This is a genomic window from Pseudomonas paraeruginosa (assembly GCF_003025345.2).
Taxonomy (GTDB): domain Bacteria; phylum Pseudomonadota; class Gammaproteobacteria; order Pseudomonadales; family Pseudomonadaceae; genus Pseudomonas; species Pseudomonas paraeruginosa.
The window spans coordinates 5,155,459-5,172,178 of sequence record NZ_CP020560.1; the positions used below are offsets into that span (position 1 = coordinate 5,155,459).

Here is a 16,720-nt window from a genome sequence, read left to right on the forward strand (position 1 = left end):
CGCCATGCGCCGATTCAGCCTGCGCCTCGCCCTGCTGCTCCTGTTCGGCCTGCTGCTCTACGCCTGCCGCAGCGATCCGGACCCTGTACGCCTGGCCCCAGGAATAGCGGCGACGAATTACCGGACCTTCTTCATCCAGGCGGTACGCGCCGAAGGCCACCGCATCGACTTCGAGGAGCGCTTCGATACAGCCGTGCGCCGAGCCCTGGAGGCCAAGGGCTATCGCTACCAGGCGGAACACGGCGACCTGCGGGTGATCTATGCCCTCGGCCTGCGGCGCCAGCCGGGCCTGGAACTGCGCCCGGTGATAACCCGGGATGGCGTCTTCACCCAGACCCAGTTGACCGAAGACAGCGAGGCCAGGCTGGCCCTGCGCATCCTCGACGAGCGCGACGGCCGGATCCTCCTGGAAAGCGTGCTCGGCCGTCGGCTGCACGATCCGGCGCTGACCCAGGAAGCCTTCGACAGAGGCGTGGCGCAACTGCTGAAGGGTTTCCCGGCACGCCAGCGCTGAGCCTCAGAGCCCGTCGAAGTCGTCCTCGCGACGCTCGGCGCGCTCGATGGGCGCCGCTGCGGGCAGCGCAGCCGGCTGCCGCTGCAGCCACCACAGGGCGGCGATGCCGAGCAGCGCCATCGCGCCGCGGAACGCCAGGCCGAACAGGTTGGCGTCGGCGGCCATCCCGCCTTCGATCCAGGCGATCAGCAGGCGCGACAGGGTCAGGATGGATTGCAGCAGCACCACCAGGATCAGCGCCGGCTGCACCAGCGATGCCCGGCGCAGGGCGAACAGCAGGAACAGCGCCAGGGCGAACTGATGGCCGCCGTAGAATACCCGCGCATCGCTGACCGCCGAATCCTCCATCAGCAGCATGCCGCTGAGGTTGGCCATCTCGTAGGGGCGCACCCAGTACAGCACTCCCAGGGCGCCCCAGACCAGCGCCTGAACCAGCAAAACCAAACGGGCGAAGAGCATCCCCTTTCTCCTCGGGCCTGTTGCCCCCTGCAATCAGTTCGACACCGGCGGCGCACGCCCCGGCAACCTCAAGGACAGCAGACCTGAAGCGCGCCGGCGAGTTCGCTGCGACGATTCGTCCCTGCCCGACGGCAGCCCGGCACGCCGGGCCGCGGAACGCTTCGTCACAAGTGGATACAGCTCGCCGGCTGGGTGGCGCCGTGCGCCGGGGGTATGCTCGCGGCATTCGCTCGCTGCAAGGAGACTCTCATGCGCCGCTTCGCCCCCCTGGCCGTCCTGGCCGCCACCCTGCTCCACGGTTCCCTGGCCCAGGCCGCCGAACCACTGGCCATCGACGTGCATCGTGACGCCAATTGCGGCTGTTGCAAGGATTGGATCAAGCACCTCGAAGCCAACGGTTTCAAGGTCAACGACCATGTGGAAGCGGACATGAGCGCAGTCAAGACCCGGCTCGGCGTACCCCATGGCATGGGCTCGTGCCATACCGGGGTGATCGATGGCAAGTTCGTCGAAGGACACGTCCCGGCCAGCGATATCCTCAAGCTGCGCGCGCGCGCCGACCTGATCGGCGCCGCGGTGCCCGGCATGCCGGTCGGCTCGCCGGGCATGGAAATGGGCGACCGCCAGGATGCCTACCAGGTCGTCGGCCTGAGCAGGAGCGGCCAGGCCTCGGTGCTGGCGGAGTACCCCGGACGCTGAGCGGGCTTCGCAACCCAGCAACGAAAACGCCGTTTCCCCTGGAGGAAACGGCGTTTTTCTTTCCGCTTCGGCGTGAAGGTCACTCCGCCGCGCTATCGGCCTTCTTCGACGGCGCCAGCAGCCCATCGGCGCGGAACATCGCCTTGATCCCGCGCACCGCCTGGCGCAGGCGGTCGCGGTTTTCGATCAGGGCGAAGCGCACATGGTCGTCGCCGTAGTCGCCGAAGCCGATACCCGGCGACACCGAGACCTTGGCATCCTGCAACAGCTTCTTGGCGAACTCCAGCGAGCCCAGGTGTGCATAAGGCTCGGGAATCTTCGCCCAGACATACATCGAGGCCTTCGGGTTCTCCACCATCCAGCCGGCCTCGCGCAGCCCCTTCACCAGTACGTCGCGGCGCTGCTGGTACTGCTGGGCGATATCGCGCACGCACTGCTGGTCGCCCTCCAGCGCGGCGATGGCCGCCACCTGCAGGGGCGTGAAGGTGCCGTAGTCGTGGTAGCTCTTGATCCGCGCCAGGGCCGAGACCAGCTCGGGATTGCCGACCATGAAGCCGATCCGCCAGCCGGCCATGTTGTAGCTCTTCGACAGGGTGAAGAACTCCACGGCGATGTCCTTGGCGCCCGGTACTTGCATGATCGACGGCGCTTTCCAGCCGTCGTAGACGATGTCGGCATAGGCCAGGTCATGCACCACCATCACGTCGTACTGCTTGGCCAGCGCCACCACGCGCTCGAAGAAGTCCAGCTCGACGCACTGCGCGGTGGGGTTGGAAGGGAAGCCGAGGATCATCATGCGCGGCTTGGGAATCGATTCGCGGATCGCCCGTTCCAGCTCGTTGAAGAAGTCGATGCCCGGCACCAGCGGCACCGAGCGCACCTGGGCGCCGGCGATCACCGCACCATAGATGTGGATCGGATAGCTCGGGTTGGGCACGAGGATGGTGTCGCCGTGGTCGAGGGTCGCCAGCATCAGGTGCGCCAGCCCCTCCTTGGAGCCGATGGTGACGATGGCTTCGCTCTCCGGGTCGATCTGCACGTCGTAGCGGTCGCGGTACCAGTGCGAGATGGCCCGGCGCAGGCGTGGGATGCCGCGCGAGGTGGAATAGCCGTGGGTGTCTTCGCGCTGGGCGACGGTGCAGAGCTTCTCGACGATGTGCGGCGGGGTCGGCCCGTCGGGATTGCCCATGCTCAGGTCGATGATGTCCTCGCCACGGCGGCGTGCGGCCATCTTCAGCTCGGCGGTGATATTGAAAACGTAGGGGGGAAGGCGGTCGATGCGCGCGAAACGGCGCGCAGGGCGTGATTCAGCCATGCTGTCCTCGGAGTAACGTAAGCGCCCGGAACCGTCCGAGCGACGCCAGCCGCTGTGGCGGCCTGGAAAGCGCCAGCCAGGCGCTTTCTTGTCGGCGAACATAAAGGCCGATAGGCTGCTTGTCGAGTCCCCCCCGCGTTTTTCATTCCATTTCACAGGGAAAGGCCCATGTCCCGACGCTACTGGCAACTCGATGTGTTCGCCGAGCGTCCGCTCACCGGCAACGGCCTGGCCGTATTCGACGACGCCAGCGCCCTCGATGACGCCACCATGCAGGCCTGGACCCGCGAGCTGCGCCAGTTCGAGACGATCTTCCTGTTGCCGGGCGACGACCCGCAGGTCTTCGGCGCGCGGATCTTCACCCTGGAGGAAGAACTGCCGTTCGCCGGCCACCCGCTGCTCGGCGCTGCGGCCCTGCTCCATCATCTGCGCGGCGACGCCGGCGAACAGCGCTGGACGCTGCACCTGGCGAGCAAGTCGGTGGCCCTGCGCAGCGTGCGGGCGGGCAGCGGTTTCTACGCCGAGATGGACCAGGGCCGCGCCGAATTCGGCGCCGCGCCGGACGCCGGGACCTGCCGCTGGTTCGCCGAAGCCTTCTCGCTATCGGCCAACGACCTGTCCGGGCATCCGCCGCGGGTGGTCAGCACCGGCCTGCCCTACCTGCTCCTGCCGGTGACCGCCGAGGCGCTGGGTCGTGCCCGCCAGGTCAACGATTTGCAAGAGGCGCTGGATAAACTCGGCGCGGCGTTTGTCTATCTGCTCGACGTCGACGGGCGCGAGGGCCGGACCTGGGACAGCCTGGGGCTGGTGGAAGACGTGGCTACCGGCAGCGCTGCCGGTCCGGTCGCCGCCTACCTGGTGGAACACGGGCTGGCCGCGCGCGGCGAACCCTTCGTCCTGCGCCAGGGGCGCTATCTCGGCCGCCCCAGCCGGCTCGACGTGGAGGTCGCGACGGACGGCAGCGTCAGGGTCGGCGGCCACGTCCAACTGCTCGCCCGCGCCGAGCTGCTGGTTCCGGCCTGACGGCCGGAGTGGCGCAGGCGGCGGACGGCGACAACACTGATGAAGCGAAACGTACAGGAGAATCGCCATGCTCTGGCGCAAAGGACGACGCAGTGACAACGTGATTGATGCCCGGGGCGAAGGCGGCGGTGGCGGCATGCGCATCGGCGGCAAGGGCCTGAGCCTGGGTGGGGTGGCGATCGTGGTGGTGGTCGGCCTGCTGATGGGGCAGGACCCGATGCAAATCCTCGGTTCGCTGCTCGGCCAGATGGACACCCAGGCCCCCGCCACCCAGCAGCAGGCCGGCGGTCGGGCCCCGGCGGCCAACGACGAGCAGAGCGAGTTCGTCCGCGCGATCCTCGGCGACACCGAGGACACCTGGGAACAGATCTTCGCCAGCGGCCAGGCCCAGTACCAGCAGCCCAAGCTGGTGCTGTTCAGCAATGGGGTGAATTCCGCCTGCGGCTTCGCCTCCTCGGCCACCGGGCCGTTCTATTGCCCGGCCGACCGCCGGGTCTACCTCGACCTGGAGTTCTTCCGCGAGATGGAGCAGCGCTTCTCCGCCGCCGGCGACTTCGCCCAGGCCTATGTGATCGCCCATGAGGTCGGCCACCACGTGCAGAACCTGATGGGCATCTCGGCCAAGATCAGCGCCGCCCGCCAGCGCGGCGCGCGCATGGAAGGCGCCAACGGCCTGTCGGTGCGCCAGGAACTGCAGGCGGACTGCTTCGCCGGGGTCTGGGCCAATCACGCCCAGCAGCGCCTGAACTGGCTGGAGCCGGGCGACATGGAGGAAGCCCTGAACGCTGCCAACGCCATCGGCGACGACCGCCTGCAGCGCCAGGGTCGTGGCATGGTGGTGCCGGACTCCTTCACCCACGGCTCCTCGGCGCAACGCATGCGCTGGTTCAAGACCGGTTTCGAGAGCGGCTCGCCGGCCAGCTGCGACACCTTCAAGGCGCAGACCCTCTGAGTCGACGCCGGCCGGGATTCACCGCCCCGGCTGGTTTCTCAGCGCGTTCAACTGGTCGGCCAGCTCGCCGGCCTCGTACGCCGAGCCCAGCCCGCCGAGATAGACCTTGCCGTTGCGGATCGGCTCGCGCACCCGCGGTGCCAGGCGCAGGCGCCCGTCCACCAGCACCGCCAGCGCGCGCCCCTGGGCCTCCTCGGTCAGCGCGGCCAGGCGACGGGCAGCCTGTTCGGTGAAGGTGACCTCGACACCGGGGCGGCCGTTCTGGTCGTAGAGGACTTCGGCGCGCAACACATCGGCCTGGGTCAGGCTCGGCTTGACCGCCACCAGCAACGCCTTGCCCTGAGGGTCGGCCAGGGTGCGGAACGCCGCGGAAGGCTTGCTGGCGGTGGCGTAGACCCCGAAGCTGTGCTGTGGGATCCGCAACGGATCGCTGGCGCAAGCGGCCAGCAGCATCAGGCCCAGCGGAAGGAATGCGAGTGTCGAGCGTTTCATGATGAGGTACTGCAGGGAGCCGGAGCGGGGCGTCCGCCCGGACGCCGCCACCCATGATAACGCCGCCCGCGTCGGCCGGGCGAGCGGGCCGCTGCGCAAAGCGACGATTGTCTAGACTGGCGGAAATTCACCCGTCTTCCGCGAACTGGTATGATGCGCGCCTTTTCGAGCCGTATGAACCCCACGCAGGCCGCCGCAAGGCCCCTGGCGTGCGTGGGTCGTTTCATGCGGCTCGCGCATTTTCGGGACTCAGCCGTCTGCCGGGATCGCTCGCGATACCGCGCCGACGAGACAGCGATGCATCGCCCGCCACGCGGAAATTTCGGTTTTCCCTGGCCGGCGGCCGGCTCCCGGGCCTCCGGCAGCGGCCACGCGTCATGGGGATCGTTGCAGAGCACATTCAGGGGAAACCAACATGCTGGAAAAGCTGTTCCAACTCAAGGCGCACAACACCACGGTGCGCACCGAGATCCTGGCGGGGATCACCACCTTCCTGACCATGGCCTACATCCTCTTCGTCAACCCGAGCATCCTCGGCGAGACCGGCATGGACAAGGGCGCGGTGTTCGTCGCCACCTGCCTGGCGGCGGCGATCGGCTCGACCATCATGGGCCTGATCGCCAACTACCCGATCGCCCTGGCGCCCGGCATGGGCCTGAACGCCTTCTTCACCTACACCGTGGTGCTGCACATGGGCCACAGCTGGCAGGTCGCGCTGGGCGCGGTGTTCATCTCCGCCACCATGTTCTTCCTGCTGTCGATCTTCCGCATCCGCGAATGGATCATCAACAGCATCCCGCTGCCGCTGCGCTCGGCGATCGCCGCCGGGATCGGCCTGTTCCTCGCGCTGATCGCCCTGCAGAACGCCGGCATCGTGGTGGACAACCCGGCGACCCTGATCGGCATGGGTGACCTGACCAAGCCGGCGCCGATCCTCGCCACCCTCGGCTTTATCCTGATCGTCGCCCTGGAGGCCCGCAGCGTCACCGGCGCGGTGCTGATCGGCATCCTGGTGGTCACCGCCATCGCCATCCTGCTCGGCGTGACCCAGTTCGGCGGCGTGGTGTCGATGCCGCCGTCGCTGGCACCGACCTTCCTCCAGCTGGATATCAAGGGCGCGCTGGATATCGGCCTGGTCAGCGTGATCTTCGCCTTCCTCTTCGTCGACCTGTTCGACAACTCCGGCACCCTGATCGGCGTCGCCAAGCGCGCCGGGCTGATGGGCAAGGACGGCCACATGCCGAAGATGGGCCGCGCGCTGATCGCCGACAGCACCGCGGCGATGGGCGGTTCGCTGCTGGGCACCTCGACCACCACCAGCTACATCGAGTCCGCCGCGGGTGTCAGTGCCGGCGGCCGCACCGGCCTGACCGCCATCGTGGTCGCCATCCTGTTCCTCCTCGCGCTGTTCTTCGCCCCGCTGGCCGGCAGCGTCCCCGCCTTCGCCACCGCACCGGCGCTGCTCTTCGTCGCCGTACTGATGGCCTCCGGCCTGGCCGAGATCGACTGGGAAGACATCACCGTCGCCGCCCCGGTGGTGGTCACCGCGCTGGCCATGCCGTTCACCTACTCGATCGCCACCGGCATCGCCTTCGGCTTCATCTCCTGGACCGCTATCAAGGTGCTTTCCGGGCGCTGGCGCGAGCTGAATCCGGCGCTGGTGATCCTCTCCATCCTCTTCGTGATCAAGCTGGGCTTCTTCAACGCATGAGCCGTCCGCAGTTCGACCCCGCCGCCTACGCCGCGCAACTGGAAGACAAGAAGGCCCGCCTCGCCGGGTTGCTGGCGCCGTTCGCGGCGCCCGCGCCGGAAGTCTTCGAGTCGCCGCGCGAGCACTACCGCCTGCGCGCCGAATTCCGCCTGTGGCGGGAGACCGGCAACGAGAATCGCCACTACGCGATGTTCGAACAGGGCGACAAGCATACCCCGATCCTGATCGAGGACTTCCCCATCGCCAGCCGCCGCATCAACGAGCTGATGCCGCGCCTGAAGGACGCCTGGGCCGAGCCGGCGCTGGGCTTCAAGCTGTTCCAGGTGGAGTTCCTTACCACCCTGGCCGGCGACGCCCTGATCACCCTTTGCTACCACCGGCCGATCGACGCCGCCTGGCAGCAGGCGGCAGAAGCGCTCGCCGCGGAACTGGGCGTGAGTCTGGTCGGCCGTTCGCGCGGCAAGCGCATCGTCGTCGGCCGCGACTACGTGGAAGAGGAACTGCTGGTCGCCGGCCGGCGCTTCCGCTACCGCCAGCCCGAAGGCGCCTTCACCCAGCCCAACGGCGAAGTGAACCAGAAGATGCTCGGCTGGGCCTACGAGGCGCTCGGCGAGCGCGAAGACGACCTGCTCGAACTGTACTGCGGCAACGGCAACTTCACCCTGCCGCTGGCCACCCGGGTGCGCAAGGTGCTGGCCACCGAGATCAGCAAGTCGTCGGTCAACGCCGCGCTGGCCAACCTGGCCGACAACGCGGTGGACAACGTCAGCCTGGTGCGCCTGTCCGCCGAGGAGCTGACCCAGGCGCTGAACGAGGTCCGCCCGTTCCGCCGCCTGGCCGACATCGACCTGAAGAGCTACGCCTTCGGCAGCGTGTTCGTCGACCCGCCGCGCGCCGGCATGGACCCGGACACCTGCGAGCTGACCCGGCGCTTCGAACGCATCCTGTACATCTCGTGCAACCCGGAAACCCTGGCGCAGAACATCGCCCAGCTGCACGACACGCACCGGATCAGCCGCTGCGCGCTGTTCGACCAGTTCCCCTACACCCACCACATGGAAAGCGGCGTCCTCCTCGAACGCCGCTGAGCGAACTGGCCGCGCCTCAGAGCCCCACCGGGAGGCGCCGCGCCAGGCGCAATCCTTCCGTAGTCACCTCGGCGCCATAGGCCAGCACCTCAACGCCCGCTTGCGCCGCCTCGCGCAGGGCCTTGCCGTAGGCCGGATCGATCTCGTCGGCGGGGCGCACCGCCTCGATCCCGGACAGGTTCACGCAGTACAGCTGCACCGCGCGGACACCGTCCCGCGCCAGCGCCGCCAGTTCGCGCAGGTGCTTGGCGCCACGCAGGGTGACGGCGTCGGGGAAGGCCGCCACGGCGGTTTCGTCGAAGCCCAGGGTGACGCTCTTCACCTCGATGAACAACGCGCCGGCGGGATACTCCAGGCGAAAGTCGGCACGGCTGTTCTCCACCCCGTACGCCACTTCCCGGCGCAGGCTGGCGAAGCCGGCGAGTTCGGGGATGTCGCCGGCCAGCAGCGCTTCCTCCACCAGGCGGTTGGCCCGCGCCGTGTTGACGCAGGCCAGGCGGCCCTGCGGGGTCTCGCTAAGCTCCCAGGTCCCCGGCAGCTTGCGCCTGGGATCGTCGGAGCGGCTGAACCAGACCCGGCAGCCCTCGCTCATGCAATTGAGCATCGAGCCGGTGTTCGGACAGTGGATGGTCAGGCGCTCGCCGCCGGCGCTCTCGATATCGGCGAGGAAACGCTTGTAGCGGCGCAGCAGGCGCCCCTCCTCCAGCGGCGGATCGAAACGCATCAGGGCCGCCAGCCCTTCAGCCCGCGGGCGATCCGCTCCACCGCTTCCTGCAGGCGCGGCAGGCTCTGGGTATAGGCGAAGCGCACGTGGTGGCCGGCCTGGTGGCGGCCGAAGTCCAGTCCCGGGGTGAAGGCGACATGCTCGGTCTCGATGAAGTGCTTGCAGAAAGCGTAGGCATCGCCGCCGAACGCGCTGATATCGGCATAGAGATAGAAGGCGCCTTCCGGCTCCACGGCGATCCCGAAACCCAGCTCGCGCAGGGCCGGCAGGAGGAAGTCGCGACGGCGGGCGAACTCGTGGCGGCGCTCCTCGAGGATGGCGATGGTGCCCGGCTCGAAGCAGGCCAGCGCGGCCAGCTGGGCCATGCTCGGCGCGCTGATGTAGAGGTTCTGCGCCAGCTTCTCCAGTTCCGGCAGCGCCGCCGGCGGCGCCACCAGCCAGCCCAGGCGCCAGCCGGTCATGCCGAAATACTTGGAAAAACTATTCAGGACGAAGGCCTCGTCGTCGACTTCCAGCACCGAGGCGGCATCCACGCCGTAGGTCAGGCCGTGGTAGATCTCGTCCACCACCAGGTGCCCGCCGCGCCCCTTCAGGGCGGCCGAGAGGCCGGCCAGTTCGTCGCGGCCGAGCAGGGTCCCGGTGGGATTCGCCGGCGAAGCCACCAGAGCGCCTACACTGTCTGAGTCCCAGTGCCGCTCGATGAGCGCCGGGGTCAGCTGGTAACGGCTGTCCGGCCCCACCGGCACCAGTTGCGCGGCGCCTTCGACCAGGCGCAGGAAGTGCCGGTTGCAGGGGTAGCCCGGATCGGCCAGCAGCCAGTGCCGGCCCGGGTCGACCAGCAGGCTGCTGGCCAGCAGGAGGGCGCCGGAGCCGCCCGGGGTGACCAGCACGCGCTGCGGATCGAGATCGACCCCGTAGCGCTCGCCGTAGTATCTCGCGATCGCCTCGCGCAGCGCCGGCAGGCCGCGCGCGGCGGTGTAGCGGGTATGCCCGGCGGCCAGGGCGGCGCGCCCGGCCTCGATGATCGGCTCGGCGGTGGTGAAGTCCGGCTCGCCGATTTCCAGGTGGATCACGTCGTGGCCGGCGGCCTGCAGCTCGTTGGCACGGGCCAGCAGGGCCATGACGTGGAAAGGCTCGATGGCCCGACTGCGTGCGCTATAGGAGGTAGCCATGGATATTCCGAACTTTGCGGGGAAAAACCGATTCTAACCAAGCCATTACGCGGGTGACACCAGCCTCGACAACCGGGAGTAGCGCCAAGGTTGTCGTTCTGGTAAGTTCGCCCGCTTGCGACCGCGGGGCCGGAGAGCCGGCGAGGGAACCCTGCCGCGGACAGGATTAGCGAAAGTGAGAGGCGGCCATTCATGTCCACCAAAGCAAAACAACAGAGCAGCCAGCAGATGACCCGCGGCTTCGAGCCCTACCAGGAAACCAAGGGCGAGGAGTACATGAGCGAGCGCATGCGCGCGCACTTCACCGCGATCCTGAACAAATGGAAGCAGGAGCTGATGGAAGAGGTCGACCGTACCGTGCATCACATGCAGGACGAAGCGGCCAACTTCCCCGATCCGGCCGACCGCGCCAGCCAGGAAGAAGAGTTCAGCCTGGAACTGCGCGCCCGCGACCGCGAGCGCAAGCTGATCAAGAAGATCGACGAGACCCTGCAGCTGATCGAAGACGAAGAGTACGGCTGGTGCGACTCCTGCGGCGTCGAGATCGGCATCCGTCGCCTGGAGGCCCGCCCCACCGCGACCCTCTGCATCGACTGCAAGACCCTCGCGGAAATCCGCGAGAAGCAACTCGGCTCCTGAGCCGGACCGACGGGGCGCCAAGGCGCCCCGTTTCGTTTCCGTCGTTCCCCGCCACACCGCCCGCGCCATGACCTCTTCCTACGTAGGCCGCTTCGCCCCGACGCCCAGCGGCTACCTGCACTTCGGCTCCCTGGTGGCGGCCGTCGCCTCCTACCTGGACGCCCGCGCCGTCGGCGGCCGCTGGCTGGTGCGCATGGAAGACCTCGACCCGCCACGGGAGGTCCCCGGCGCCCAGCGGGCGATCCTGGAGACCCTGGAGCGCTACGGCTTCGAGTGGGATGGCGCGGTGGAACGCCAGAGCGAACGCTTCCCGGCCTACGCCTCGGTGATCGAACAACTGCTGCGCAGCGGACTGGCCTACGCCTGCACCTGCTCGCGCAAGCAACTGGAAGACTTCGCCGGTATCTACCCGGGCTTCTGCCGCGACGCCGGGCACGCCCGCGACGACGCGGCGATCCGCCTGCGCGTGCCTGAGCTGGAATATCGCTTCGTCGATCGCGTGCAGGGCGAAGTCTGCCAGCATCTCGGCCGCGAGGTCGGCGACTTCGTCATCCAGCGCCGCGACGGCCTCTACGCCTACCAACTGGCGGTGGTGCTGGACGACGCCTGGCAGGGCATCACCGACATCGTCCGCGGCGCCGATCTGCTCGACTCGACCCCGCGCCAGCTCTATCTCCAGGAACTGCTGGGGCTGAGCCAGCCGCGCTACCTGCACGTACCGCTGATCGTCCAGCCGGACGGGCACAAGCTGGGCAAGTCCTACCGCTCCCCGCCGCTGCCCGCCGAACAGGCCGCCGTGCCGCTGACCCGCGCCCTGCGCGCGCTCGGCCAGCGGCCGCCGGCCGAACTGGCCGAAGGCAGCGCCGGCGAGGCGCTGGCCTGGGGCGTCGCGCAGTGGGACGCCACGCGCATCCCGCGCTGCGCCACCCTCCCCGAGGAAAGCCTGTAGCCCGCCCGGCGGCTTGCCGGCACCCACCCGCAGCCTGTAGCCTGCCGGCCCAAGCATGAGGGAAGCGGCATGTACATCTACCGACTGGTCCTGCTCCTGGTCGTGGGCATCTATCTCTTTTCCCCCGCCATCATGGACTGGTGGATCGACCCCAACGGCGCCTGGTACCGCCCGTACCTGCTGTGGCTGATCCTCATCGTGGTCACTTTCATCCTGCAGAGCCAGCGCGATGCTGACGAGCTTTAGCCTCACCCAGCTGATCCTGATCAGCGTCGCCTATCTCTTCACCCTGTTCGGCATCGCCTGGATCGCCGAGCGCGGCTACGTGCCGCGCCGGCTGGTGCGCCACCCGCTGGTCTACACCCTGTCGCTGGGGGTCTATGCCAGCGCCTGGGCCTTCTACGGCACGGTCGGCCTGGCCTACCAGTACGGCTACGGCTTCCTGGCCATCTACCTGGGAATCTCCGGGGCCTTCCTGCTCGCCCCGGTGTTGCTATACCCGATCCTGCGGGTAACCCGCGCCTACCAGTTGTCCTCGCTGGCCGACCTGTTCGCCTTCCGCTTCCGCAGCACCTGGGCCGGTGCCCTGACCACCCTGTTCATGCTGCTCGGCGTGCTGCCGATGCTGGCCCTGCAGATCCAGGCGGTCGCCGACTCGATCAGCATCCTCACCCGAGACCCGGCCCAGGAGCGGGTCGCGTTCGTCTTCTGCACCCTGATCACCCTGTTCGCGATCCTCTTCGGCGCCCGCCACATCGCCACCCGCGAGCGCCACGAGGGGCTGGTGTTCGCCATCGCCTTCGAATCGCTGGTCAAGCTGGTGATGCTCGGCAGCATCGGCCTCTACGCCCTGTACGGGGTCTTCGGCGGACCGGAAGGCCTGGAAATCTGGCTGTTGCAGAACCAGACCGCGCTGACCACCCTGCACACCCCCCTGGCCGAGGGGCCGTGGCGGACGTTGCTGCTGGTGTTCTTCGCCGCGGCCATCGTGATGCCGCACATGTATCACATGATCTTCACCGAGAACCTCAATCCGCGGGCGCTGATCTCCGCCAGTTGGGGCCTGCCACTGTTCCTCCTGCTGATGAGCCTGGCGGTGCCGCCGATCCTCTGGGCCGGCCTGCGCCTCGGCGCCTCGACCACTCCGGAGTACTACACCATCGGCCTCGGCCTGGCGGTGGACAGCCCGGCCCTGGCCCTGGCCGCCTTCGTCGGCGGGATCTCCGCCGCCAGCGGGCTGACCATCGTGATGACCCTGGCGCTATCGGGCATGGTCCTCAACCACCTGGTGCTGCCGCTCTACCAGCCACCGGCGCAGGGCAACATCTACCGCTGGCTGAAGTGGACCCGGCGCCTGCTGATCGTCGCCATCATCATGGCCAGCTATGCCTTCTACCTGCTGCTGGGCGCCGAGCAGGACCTGTCCAACCTCGGCATAGTGTCCTTCGTCGCCACCCTGCAGTTCCTCCCCGGCGCCCTCTCGGTGCTGTACTGGCCGACCGCCAACCGCCGCGGCTTCATCGCCGGGCTGATCGCCGGGATGCTGGTCTGGGCGATCACCATGCTGCTGCCGCTGATGGGCAACGTGCAGGGCCTGTACCTGCCGCTGTTCGACATGATCTACGTGCTGGACGACTCCAACTGGCACCTGGCGGCGCTGTCCTCGCTGGCGGCCAACGTCCTGGTCTTCACCCTGGTCTCGCTATTCACCGAAGCCAGCGACGAAGAGAAAGGCGCGGCCGAGGCCTGCGCGGTGGACAATGTGCGCCGTCCGCAGCGCCGCGAGCTGTTCGCCGGCTCGCCGCAGGAGTTCGCCAGCCAGCTGGCCAAGCCGCTGGGCGCGAAGACCGCGCAGAAGGAGGTCGAGCAGGCCCTGCGCGACCTCCACCTGCCCTTCGACGAACGCCGCCCCTACGCCCTGCGCCGCCTGCGCGACCGCATCGAGGCCAACCTGTCCGGGTTGATGGGGCCGAGCGTGGCCCAGGACATCGTGGAAACCTTCCTGCCCTATAAGACCAGCGAGGAAAGCTACGTCACCGAGGACATCCACTTCATCGAGAGCCGCCTGGAGGATTACCACTCGCGGTTGACCGGTCTCGCCGCCGAACTCGACACCCTCCGCCGCTACCACCGGCAGACTCTGCAGGACCTGCCGATGGGCGTCTGCTCGCTGGCCAAGGACCAGGAAGTGCTGATGTGGAACCGCGCCATCGAGGAACTCACCGGGGTCGGCGCGCAGAAGGTCGTCGGCTCGCGCCTGTCGGCCCTGCCGGAACCCTGGAAGGGCCTGCTGGAACGTTTCATCGACGCCCCCGACGAGCACCTGCACAAGCAGCGCCTGGTCTACGACGGCCACACCCGCTGGCTGAACCTGCACAAGGCGGCGATCGAGGAGCCCCTGGCGCCGGGCAACAGCGGCCTGGTGCTGCTGGTCGAGGACCTCACCGAAACCCAGTTGCTGGAAGACAAGCTGGTCCACTCCGAGCGCCTGGCCTCCATTGGCCGCCTGGCCGCCGGCGTCGCCCACGAGATCGGCAACCCGATCACCGGCATCGCCTGCCTGGCGCAGAATCTACGCGAGGAGCGCGAGGGCGACGGCGAACTGACCGAAATCAGCGAACAGATCCTCGACCAGACCAAGCGCGTCTCGAGGATCGTCCAGTCGCTGATGAGCTTCGCCCATTCCGGCAGTCACCTGCAGGCCCTGGAGCCGGTGTGCCTGAGCGAGGTCGCCCAGGAGGCCATCGGCCTGCTGTCGCTGAACCGGCGCAGCGTCGAGGTGCAGTTCTTCAACCTGTGCGATCCGGCGCACTGGGTCGAGGGCGACTCTCAGCGCCTGGCCCAGGTGCTCATCAACCTGCTCTCCAACGCCCGCGACGCCAGTCCGCCGGGCGGGGCGATCCGGGTCCGCAGCGAAGCCTCCGAACACACCGTGGACCTGATCGTCGAGGACGAAGGCAGCGGCATCCCGAAAGCGATCATGGACCAGCTGTTCGAGCCGTTCTTCACCACCAAGGACCCCGGCAAGGGCACCGGGCTCGGCCTCGCACTGGTCTATTCGATCGTGGAAGAGCATTATGGACAGATAACCATCGAGAGCCCGACGGATCACTCGCGAGAAGGCGGCACCCGCTTCCGCGTGACCCTGCCGCGGCACCCTGGCCCGACGGCCGAGCTGTAGACGAGCACGTCGAGAGAGCTGAATACATGGCACATATTCTGATCGTCGAAGACGAAACCATTATCCGATCCGCATTACGGCGCCTGCTGGAGCGCAACCAGTACCAGGTCAGCGAAGCCGGTTCGGTGCAGGAGGCCCAGGAGCGCTACACCATCCCCTCCTTCGACATGGTGGTCAGCGACCTGCGCCTGCCGGGCGCGCCCGGCACCGAACTGATCAAGCTGGCCGAAGGCATCCCGGTGCTGATCATGACCAGCTACGCCAGCCTGCGCTCGGCGGTGGATTCGATGAAGATGGGCGCGGTGGACTACATCGCCAAGCCCTTCGACCACGACGAGATGCTGCAGGCGGTGGCGCGTATCCTCAAGGACCGCCAGGAAAACCGCAGCGCCGCGCCGGCCGCGGCGGGCGCGGGCAAGGCCGGCGGCGAGCGCGGCGCCAGCCCGGCGGCCGACGGCGAGATCGGCATCATCGGCTCCTGCGCGCCGATGCAGGAGCTGTACAGCAAGATCCGCAAGGTCGCGCCGACCGACTCCACCGTGCTGATCCAGGGCGAGTCCGGAACCGGCAAGGAACTGGTCGCGCGCGCCCTGCACAACCTGTCGAAGCGCGCCAAGGCGCCGCTGATCTCGGTCAACTGCGCGGCGATTCCGGAAACCCTGATCGAATCCGAGCTGTTCGGCCATGAAAAGGGCGCCTTCACCGGCGCCAGCGCCGGCCGCGCCGGCCTGGTCGAAGCGGCCGACGGCGGCACCCTGTTCCTCGACGAGATCGGCGAGTTGCCGCTGGAGGCCCAGGCCCGCCTGCTACGCGTGTTGCAGGAGGGAGAGATCCGCCGGGTCGGCTCGGTGCAGTCGCAGAAGGTCGACGTGCGCCTGATCGCCGCCACCCACCGCGATCTGAAGACCCTGGCCAAGACCGGACAATTCCGCGAAGACCTCTATTACCGCCTGCACGTGATCTCGCTGAAGCTGCCCGCCCTGCGCGAGCGCGGCAACGACGTGATGGAGATCGCCCGCGCCTTTCTGGCCCGCCAGTGCACCCGGATGGGGCGCGCGCCGCTCAGCTTCGCCCACGATGCCGAACAGGCGATCCGTCACTACCCCTGGCCGGGCAACGTGCGCGAACTGGAGAACGCCATCGAGCGGGCGGTGATCCTCAGCGAGAGTCAGGAAATCCATGCCGACCTGCTGGGCATCGATATCGAGCTGGACGATCTCGAGGATGACTTCGCCGCCGACCTCGGCCTCGGCCCGGCAGGCGCCGCGGCCAGCAACCACGAGCCCACCGAGGACCTGTCGCTGGAAGACTACTTCCAGCATTTCGTCCTCGAACACCAGGACCACATGACCGAGACCGAGCTCGCGCGCAAGCTGGGCATCAGCCGCAAGTGCCTGTGGGAACGCCGCCAGCGCCTGGGCATTCCGCGGCGCAAATCGGGGGCCTCGGCCGACTCGTAACACCCTGCAACCTGTTACCGCGGACGTGCCGCGTAACAGAAACCGGGTTCATCGGTAACGGGAACCCGGTTTTTTTGTGCCCTGCGGCAACCCACCGAAAACCTCAACCCCTTGATTTTACTGGGTTTAGAAAAACTGGCACGGCATCTGCTTATGTATTGGCACAACAACAATAACAAGCAACGACGAAGACAATAAAAACAACACGTAACGACTCCAGCACAACAAAAACAAAATCGCGGAGGCGCAGCTAACTGATTCTTTTGGAGAGGAGTTGCTGTCGGGACCATCCCGCAGCCAGTCGGAAGAAGAATAAAACTGCCTCGAGGCAGCGCACAGACT

General features: G+C 67.8%; 16 protein-coding genes. 11 read left to right on the forward strand and 5 right to left on the reverse strand.

Annotated features, from left to right (window positions below; translation table 11 throughout):
• The first annotated feature begins 4 nt into the window (after positions 1-4).
• Positions 5-514, forward strand: coding sequence for a DUF4136 domain-containing protein (locus B7D75_RS24415; protein WP_043100811.1), 510 nt, complete (start codon positions 5-7; stop codon positions 512-514).
• Positions 515-517: 3 nt separating this feature from the next.
• Here B7D75_RS24415 and B7D75_RS24420 read toward each other — a convergent pair whose 3' ends face one another.
• Positions 518-973, reverse strand: a complete 456-nt coding sequence (locus B7D75_RS24420) for a DUF4345 family protein (RefSeq protein WP_107114503.1) — start codon at positions 971-973, stop codon at positions 518-520.
• Positions 974-1,222: 249 nt separating this feature from the next.
• Between B7D75_RS24420 and B7D75_RS24425 the strand changes: the two genes are divergently transcribed.
• A complete protein-coding gene (locus B7D75_RS24425; RefSeq protein ID WP_003152003.1) occupies positions 1,223-1,672 on the forward strand; it encodes a DUF411 domain-containing protein in 450 nt (149 codons plus the stop codon).
• 79 nt (positions 1,673-1,751) lie between these two features.
• Here the strand turns inward: B7D75_RS24425 and alaC are convergent, their stop codons facing one another.
• Positions 1,752-2,987 (reverse strand): alanine transaminase, encoded by a 1,236-nt coding sequence (gene alaC, locus B7D75_RS24430; RefSeq protein ID WP_033998109.1) that lies wholly within the window; start codon positions 2,985-2,987, stop codon positions 1,752-1,754.
• Positions 2,988-3,155: 168 nt separating this feature from the next.
• On the opposite strand from alaC, the gene B7D75_RS24435 reads away from it, so the two are divergent.
• Positions 3,156-4,010 carry a PhzF family phenazine biosynthesis protein gene (locus B7D75_RS24435; RefSeq protein ID WP_053817809.1) on the forward strand — a complete coding sequence of 285 codons (855 nt, stop codon included), beginning with the start codon at positions 3,156-3,158 and terminating at the stop codon, positions 4,008-4,010.
• Positions 4,011-4,077: 67 nt separating this feature from the next.
• Positions 4,078-4,962 carry a KPN_02809 family neutral zinc metallopeptidase gene (ypfJ, locus tag B7D75_RS24440; protein WP_058136692.1) on the forward strand — a complete coding sequence of 295 codons (885 nt, stop codon included), beginning with the start codon at positions 4,078-4,080 and terminating at the stop codon, positions 4,960-4,962.
• A gap of 18 nt (positions 4,963-4,980) precedes the next feature.
• Here ypfJ and B7D75_RS24445 read toward each other — a convergent pair whose 3' ends face one another.
• On the reverse strand, positions 4,981-5,454 hold the full coding sequence (locus B7D75_RS24445; protein ID WP_058136693.1) for a SecDF P1 head subdomain-containing protein: 474 nt from the start codon (positions 5,452-5,454) through the stop codon (positions 4,981-4,983).
• 415 nt (positions 5,455-5,869) lie between these two features.
• Here B7D75_RS24445 and B7D75_RS24450 point away from each other — a divergent pair, with 415 nt between their 5' ends.
• On the forward strand, positions 5,870-7,165 hold the full coding sequence (locus tag B7D75_RS24450; RefSeq protein ID WP_003148531.1) for an NCS2 family permease: 1,296 nt from the start codon (positions 5,870-5,872) through the stop codon (positions 7,163-7,165).
• Entirely contained in the window at positions 7,162-8,253 is a 1,092-nt protein-coding gene (trmA, locus tag B7D75_RS24455) for a tRNA (uridine(54)-C5)-methyltransferase TrmA (RefSeq protein ID WP_012077474.1), read from the forward strand. Before B7D75_RS24450 ends, trmA begins: the two co-directional genes overlap by 4 nt.
• Before the next feature lie 16 nt (positions 8,254-8,269).
• On the opposite strand, the gene sfsA is transcribed toward trmA, so the two are convergent.
• Both sfsA and B7D75_RS24465 read right to left on the reverse strand, forming a co-directional pair.
• Positions 8,270-8,977 carry a DNA/RNA nuclease SfsA gene (gene sfsA / locus B7D75_RS24460; protein ID WP_034082177.1) on the reverse strand — a complete coding sequence of 236 codons (708 nt, stop codon included), beginning with the start codon at positions 8,975-8,977 and terminating at the stop codon, positions 8,270-8,272.
• Complete coding sequence (locus tag B7D75_RS24465) at positions 8,977-10,149, reverse strand: pyridoxal phosphate-dependent aminotransferase (RefSeq protein WP_107114504.1); 1,173 nt, start codon at positions 10,147-10,149, stop codon at positions 8,977-8,979. Before B7D75_RS24465 ends, sfsA begins: the two co-directional genes overlap by 1 nt.
• Before the next feature lie 192 nt (positions 10,150-10,341).
• On the opposite strand from B7D75_RS24465, the gene dksA reads away from it, so the two are divergent.
• The 5 genes from dksA to cbrB all read left to right on the forward strand — a co-directional run bounded on the left by dksA (position 10,342) and on the right by cbrB (position 16,378).
• Positions 10,342-10,788 (forward strand): RNA polymerase-binding protein DksA, encoded by a 447-nt coding sequence (gene dksA, locus B7D75_RS24470; RefSeq protein WP_003095122.1) that lies wholly within the window; start codon positions 10,342-10,344, stop codon positions 10,786-10,788.
• A gap of 67 nt (positions 10,789-10,855) precedes the next feature.
• Complete coding sequence (gluQRS, locus tag B7D75_RS24475; protein ID WP_054080552.1) at positions 10,856-11,737, forward strand: tRNA glutamyl-Q(34) synthetase GluQRS; 882 nt, start codon at positions 10,856-10,858, stop codon at positions 11,735-11,737.
• Between the two features lie 69 nt (positions 11,738-11,806).
• Complete coding sequence (locus B7D75_RS24480; RefSeq protein ID WP_003095129.1) at positions 11,807-11,983, forward strand: hypothetical protein; 177 nt, start codon at positions 11,807-11,809, stop codon at positions 11,981-11,983.
• On the forward strand, positions 11,967-14,918 hold the full coding sequence (gene cbrA / locus B7D75_RS24485) for a two-component system sensor histidine kinase CbrA (RefSeq protein ID WP_107114505.1): 2,952 nt from the start codon (positions 11,967-11,969) through the stop codon (positions 14,916-14,918). Before B7D75_RS24480 ends, cbrA begins: the two co-directional genes overlap by 17 nt.
• Positions 14,919-14,944: 26 nt before the next feature.
• Complete coding sequence (gene cbrB, locus B7D75_RS24490; RefSeq protein WP_012077479.1) at positions 14,945-16,378, forward strand: two-component system response regulator CbrB; 1,434 nt, start codon at positions 14,945-14,947, stop codon at positions 16,376-16,378.
• Positions 16,379-16,720 lie beyond the last annotated feature (342 nt).

Coding starts and splice junctions, on each gene's coding strand:
- B7D75_RS24415 (WP_043100811.1), top strand. CDS start 5: ATGCGCCGATTCAGCCTGCGCCTCGCCCTGCTGCTCCTGTTCGGCCTG.
- B7D75_RS24420 (WP_107114503.1), bottom strand. CDS start 973: ATGCTCTTCGCCCGTTTGGTTTTGCTGGTTCAGGCGCTGGTCTGGGGC.
- B7D75_RS24425 (WP_003152003.1), top strand. CDS start 1,223: ATGCGCCGCTTCGCCCCCCTGGCCGTCCTGGCCGCCACCCTGCTCCAC.
- alaC (WP_033998109.1), bottom strand. CDS start 2,987: ATGGCTGAATCACGCCCTGCGCGCCGTTTCGCGCGCATCGACCGCCTT.
- B7D75_RS24435 (WP_053817809.1), top strand. CDS start 3,156: ATGTCCCGACGCTACTGGCAACTCGATGTGTTCGCCGAGCGTCCGCTC.
- ypfJ (WP_058136692.1), top strand. CDS start 4,078: ATGCTCTGGCGCAAAGGACGACGCAGTGACAACGTGATTGATGCCCGG.
- B7D75_RS24445 (WP_058136693.1), bottom strand. CDS start 5,454: ATGAAACGCTCGACACTCGCATTCCTTCCGCTGGGCCTGATGCTGCTG.
- B7D75_RS24450 (WP_003148531.1), top strand. CDS start 5,870: ATGCTGGAAAAGCTGTTCCAACTCAAGGCGCACAACACCACGGTGCGC.
- trmA (WP_012077474.1), top strand. CDS start 7,162: ATGAGCCGTCCGCAGTTCGACCCCGCCGCCTACGCCGCGCAACTGGAA.
- sfsA (WP_034082177.1), bottom strand. CDS start 8,977: ATGCGTTTCGATCCGCCGCTGGAGGAGGGGCGCCTGCTGCGCCGCTAC.
- B7D75_RS24465 (WP_107114504.1), bottom strand. CDS start 10,149: ATGGCTACCTCCTATAGCGCACGCAGTCGGGCCATCGAGCCTTTCCAC.
- dksA (WP_003095122.1), top strand. CDS start 10,342: ATGTCCACCAAAGCAAAACAACAGAGCAGCCAGCAGATGACCCGCGGC.
- gluQRS (WP_054080552.1), top strand. CDS start 10,856: ATGACCTCTTCCTACGTAGGCCGCTTCGCCCCGACGCCCAGCGGCTAC.
- B7D75_RS24480 (WP_003095129.1), top strand. CDS start 11,807: ATGTACATCTACCGACTGGTCCTGCTCCTGGTCGTGGGCATCTATCTC.
- cbrA (WP_107114505.1), top strand. CDS start 11,967: ATGCTGACGAGCTTTAGCCTCACCCAGCTGATCCTGATCAGCGTCGCC.
- cbrB (WP_012077479.1), top strand. CDS start 14,945: ATGGCACATATTCTGATCGTCGAAGACGAAACCATTATCCGATCCGCA.